The organism is Mesorhizobium sp. M7A.F.Ca.ET.027.03.2.1 (assembly GCF_003999175.1).
In the GTDB taxonomy this organism is placed as follows: domain Bacteria; phylum Pseudomonadota; class Alphaproteobacteria; order Rhizobiales; family Rhizobiaceae; genus Mesorhizobium.
Genome location: NZ_RZOM01000657.1, coordinates 1 through 3488 on the forward strand (window position 1 = coordinate 1; position 3488 = coordinate 3488).

6 protein-coding genes are annotated in these 3488 nt (G+C 65.1%); 3 read left to right on the plus strand and 3 right to left on the minus strand.

What is annotated here, in order from left to right; translation table 11 throughout:
• Positions 1 to 204 (plus strand): TetR family transcriptional regulator C-terminal domain-containing protein (locus EN750_RS24280; protein WP_189526421.1); only part of this gene is annotated, 204 nt, incomplete at its 5' end.
• Between the two features lie 4 nt (positions 205 to 208).
• On the opposite strand, the gene EN750_RS24285 is transcribed toward EN750_RS24280, so the two are convergent.
• On the minus strand, positions 209 to 1096 hold the full coding sequence (locus EN750_RS24285) for a helix-turn-helix transcriptional regulator (RefSeq protein WP_127382854.1): 888 nt from the start codon (positions 1094 to 1096) through the stop codon (positions 209 to 211).
• 103 nt (positions 1097 to 1199) lie between these two features.
• Between EN750_RS24285 and EN750_RS24290 the strand changes: the two genes are divergently transcribed.
• Both EN750_RS24290 and EN750_RS24295 read left to right on the plus strand, forming a co-directional pair.
• On the plus strand, positions 1200 to 2045 hold the full coding sequence (locus EN750_RS24290) for an SDR family NAD(P)-dependent oxidoreductase (protein WP_127397910.1): 846 nt from the start codon (positions 1200 to 1202) through the stop codon (positions 2043 to 2045).
• Positions 2042 to 2764, plus strand: a complete 723-nt coding sequence (locus EN750_RS24295; RefSeq protein WP_127397912.1) for an SDR family oxidoreductase — start codon at positions 2042 to 2044, stop codon at positions 2762 to 2764. Before EN750_RS24290 ends, EN750_RS24295 begins: the two co-directional genes overlap by 4 nt.
• Before the next feature lie 30 nt (positions 2765 to 2794).
• On the opposite strand, the gene EN750_RS24300 is transcribed toward EN750_RS24295, so the two are convergent.
• Positions 2795 to 3043: a hypothetical protein gene (locus EN750_RS24300; protein ID WP_127269146.1), complete on the minus strand. Its 249-nt coding sequence runs from the start codon at positions 3041 to 3043 to the stop codon at positions 2795 to 2797.
• A gap of 60 nt (positions 3044 to 3103) precedes the next feature.
• On the minus strand, positions 3104 to 3488 hold a 385-nt coding region (locus tag EN750_RS24305), incomplete at its 5' end, for a trehalose-phosphatase (protein WP_281062319.1).

Consider the following 3488-nt stretch of genomic DNA (forward strand, 5'->3'; position numbering starts at 1 on the left):
GGCTGGATGCGCGCCGGCAAGATCGCCAAGACCGATCCGTGGCACCTGATCTTCTCGATCTGGGCGACGACGCAGCACTACGCCGATTTCGACGTCCAGGTCCGGGCCGTGCTCGGGCCGAACCGCGGCGGCGACGGCCGCTTCGAGGATGCGGCAAGGTTTCTCGAACAATTGTTCTTGGATGGGCTGAAGCCGAAGACCTGACGCTTCAGGCGCTGCGCCGCTCAACCGGCAGCGCGTCCAGCAATGTCTGCAGCTTGGCGACCGAGTTCTGCTCGGCGAGCGGCGTGTAGACGATCAGCTTCATGTCGGAGCCATCGCCGATCGACAGGCTCATATGCTCGAAGGTCATGGCGCCCGCGCTCGGGTGCCGGACATGCTTCACCCCCGACAACCGGTGCGCGACGTCGCGCTGCGGCCACCAGGCGCGAAATTCGGGGCTCGAACGCGTCATCAACTCGATCAGCCGCTCGAAATCCGGATCGCCGACATAACGCGCACTCGCGGCCCGAAACGAGGCCAGCACGGTGCGCGCCAGTTGCTCCCAGTCGACCAGCAGGCGCCGGTGGTGCGGGCTCGTGAACACCATGTGGACGATGTTGCGGGCGTCACCCTCCAGCAAGCCATAGTCGCCGAACACCGCGACGGCAGCCGGGTTCCAGGCCAGCACATCCCAGCGCCGCCCGACAACATAGGCCGGCTGCAGCACCAGGCTCTGCAGCATGTGCAGCAAGGGGCCGTCGACTTTTTCCGGCGCCACGGCACGGCGCTCCGGCTGCTGGCGGTCGGCGAGGATGAACAGATGCTGTTTTTCGGCGGCGTCGAGGCGCAGTGCTTCGGCAAGTGCCGTCAGCACCTCGACCGAGGGCCTGACCTCCCGCCCCTGCTCCAGCCATGTGTACCAGGTGGTGCCGACACCGGCGATCATCGCCACCTCCTCGCGGCGCAAGCCCGGCGTACGCCGCCTGAGACCGGTGGCGATGCCGGTGGCCGAGGGCGTCAGCCTTTCGCGGCGCGAGCGCAGGAAGGCGCCGAGTTCGCGCCGGCGGCTGTCTTCAGCCGAATGTGTGGGGGCAGCGTGGGGTTGGGACTCCATGCGGGTATTATAGCAGTATTGATACCAGGATAAAGTTTGAACTGTTTGGCCCGCGCCAACTGTCCCATCTTCGGTTCAGAGCAACAGAACGGAGGCTCTGAACATGGAACTCAAAGACAAGACGATCCTCATCACCGGCTCTACCGATGGCGTCGGCCGGGTCGTCGCGCAACGGCTCGGCGCCGCGGGCGCCCGTGTGCTGGTGCATGGCCGCGATGCGACGCGCGGCAAGGCTGTTGTCACCGGGATCGAAGCGACCGGCGGCAGGGCGGAGCTTCTGGTCGCCGACCTCTCGTCGCTGGCCGAAGTGCGCCGGCTTGCCGGAGCCGTGCGCGCCCGGACGGATCGGCTCGACATCCTCGTCAACAATGCCGGAATCGGCACAGCGGGCCAAGGTGCCAAAAGGCAGGTCAGCGCCGACGGCTACGAACTGCGCTTCGCGGTCAACTACCTCGCCGGTTTCCTACTGACATCGGAGCTTCTGCCGTTGCTGAAGGCGAGTGCGCCGGCCCGCATCGTCAATGTCGCCTCGGCGGGGCAGCAGGCGATCGATTTCAGCGATGTCATGCTGACCCGCTCCTATGACGGCGTGCGTGCCTATTGCCAGAGCAAGCTGGCGCAGATCCTGTTCACCGTCGACCTTGCGGAGCAGCTGAAAGGCACCGGCGTCACCGTCAACGCGCTGCATCCGGCGAGCTATATGAACACCACCATGGTCTGGCAAGCAGGCGTGACGCCGTGGAGCTCGGTCGAGACCGGTGCCGGGGCCATCCTCAACCTCGCCGCCTCACCCGCGCTCGACGGGAAAAGCGGCCTCTATTTCGACGGCCTGCGGGAATCCCGTGCCGATACCCAGGCCTATGACGCCAAGGCAAGGCAACGTCTGCGAGCCTTGAGCCTTGATCTCATCGGCACGGCCTCCCCCACATCGAAGGAAGACCATTCATGACCAAGACAATCGAACACACCGTCATCATCGGCGGCTCGTCCGGCATCGGCCTGGCGACGGCGCGAAAACTGCTTGGCCCGGGCATGAAGGTGACCATCACCGGGCGCAACGAGGACAAACTGAAGAGCGCTTGGAAAAGCCTTGGCAGCGCTGCCGGGAAGGTTGCGTTCGACGCCGCGAAGCCGGATGAGGTCCGCCAGTTCTTCGAGAGCCTCGGACCTTTCGACCATCTGGTGCTGGCGGCCAGCGGCGGCAAGGGCCTTGGCCCCTTCCCGACGCTTGACCTGAGCGACATCGGCTGCGGCGTCGAGGAAAAGGTCCGCCCGCAGCTGTCCTGCCTGCAGGCCGCCTTGCCGACACTCAACAAGGCCGGATCGGTGACCTTCATCTCGGCCGTGTCGGCGCAGCTCGCGACGCCCGGCGTCGCCGGTATCGCCGCCATCAACGGCATGCTGTTGACTGTGGTGCCGATCCTGGCCCTGGAACTGAAGCCGCTGCGCGTCAATGTCGTGGCGCCGGGCGTCATCGACACGCCCTGGTGGGATTTTCTGGCCGAAGAGCAGAGGCAAACGATCTTTGCCGACTATGCCGGCAAGACCCCGGTCGGCCGCGTCGGTCGGGCCGAAGACGTGGCCGACGCAATCGCCTTCCTCGTCTCCAACGGCTTCATGACCGGCCAGGTGCTGACCTGCGATGGCGGACTGCGATTTGCGGCATAGGAACAGCGACTATCGGGCTCCAACGGGACCTTAATTGGCCTTCTTTGGAACGCGGTCGTTCTCGTCCGCGGGCCTGTCGCCTGCCGGTTTTGCCGAAACAGGCTTTTCCGGCACATGGGAATAGTCAGATGTATCCGCCCCATACATCTTGTTGTCGATCGCCTCTTGCCAGCTGTAGTCCGCGTCGGATGGTGAAACGTCGGCAATCTCATGGCGGGAGGAGCGAGCGTGAAGCCAGTTCGGGGTGATCTCTCGAACCAATTGTGCAAAGCGTCCCATCGAAACCGTTCCTTTCCTTGTCCTTTCCAGGAGGCGCGATCACGGTTGCGTCGGCTGGACCTAGAGTTGACCTCTCAGCCAGGCCAGCGTCTCGGCAACGCCGGCCAGCCCGTACTGCGCGGTGGTTTGCGCCGGTGGTTTGACCCGTATCGATATGCCGCCGGCATCATTGATCGTTTCGAAGCCGTTTTCGTCCGACGTGTCGTCGCCCAGGAAGACCGGGCGGCGACCTGCGAATGGCGCAATCTCCATGAAACGCCGGATCGCGGCACCCTTGGCCGCCTCCAGCGGCAGCAATTCCACGCCGGCGTTGCCGGCAACCACCCGGTAGCCCTTTGGCAGGCCGGCCAGCGCCTGCTCGACAAGCTGCGTCGCGCGCGGAAGCAGATGCGGGGCGGCGCGCGTGTGGATGGCCAGCACCCGTCCCTTGCGCTCGATATAGGCC

Excerpts from the sequence above, each read along its gene's own strand:
- EN750_RS24285 (WP_127382854.1), bottom strand. The coding sequence starts at position 1,096 with ATGGAGTCCCAACCCCACGCTGCCCCCACACATTCGGCTGAAGACAGC.
- EN750_RS24295 (WP_127397912.1), top strand. The coding sequence starts at position 2,042 with ATGACCAAGACAATCGAACACACCGTCATCATCGGCGGCTCGTCCGGC.
- EN750_RS24300 (WP_127269146.1), bottom strand. The coding sequence starts at position 3,043 with ATGGGACGCTTTGCACAATTGGTTCGAGAGATCACCCCGAACTGGCTT.
- EN750_RS24290 (WP_127397910.1), top strand. The coding sequence starts at position 1,200 with ATGGAACTCAAAGACAAGACGATCCTCATCACCGGCTCTACCGATGGC.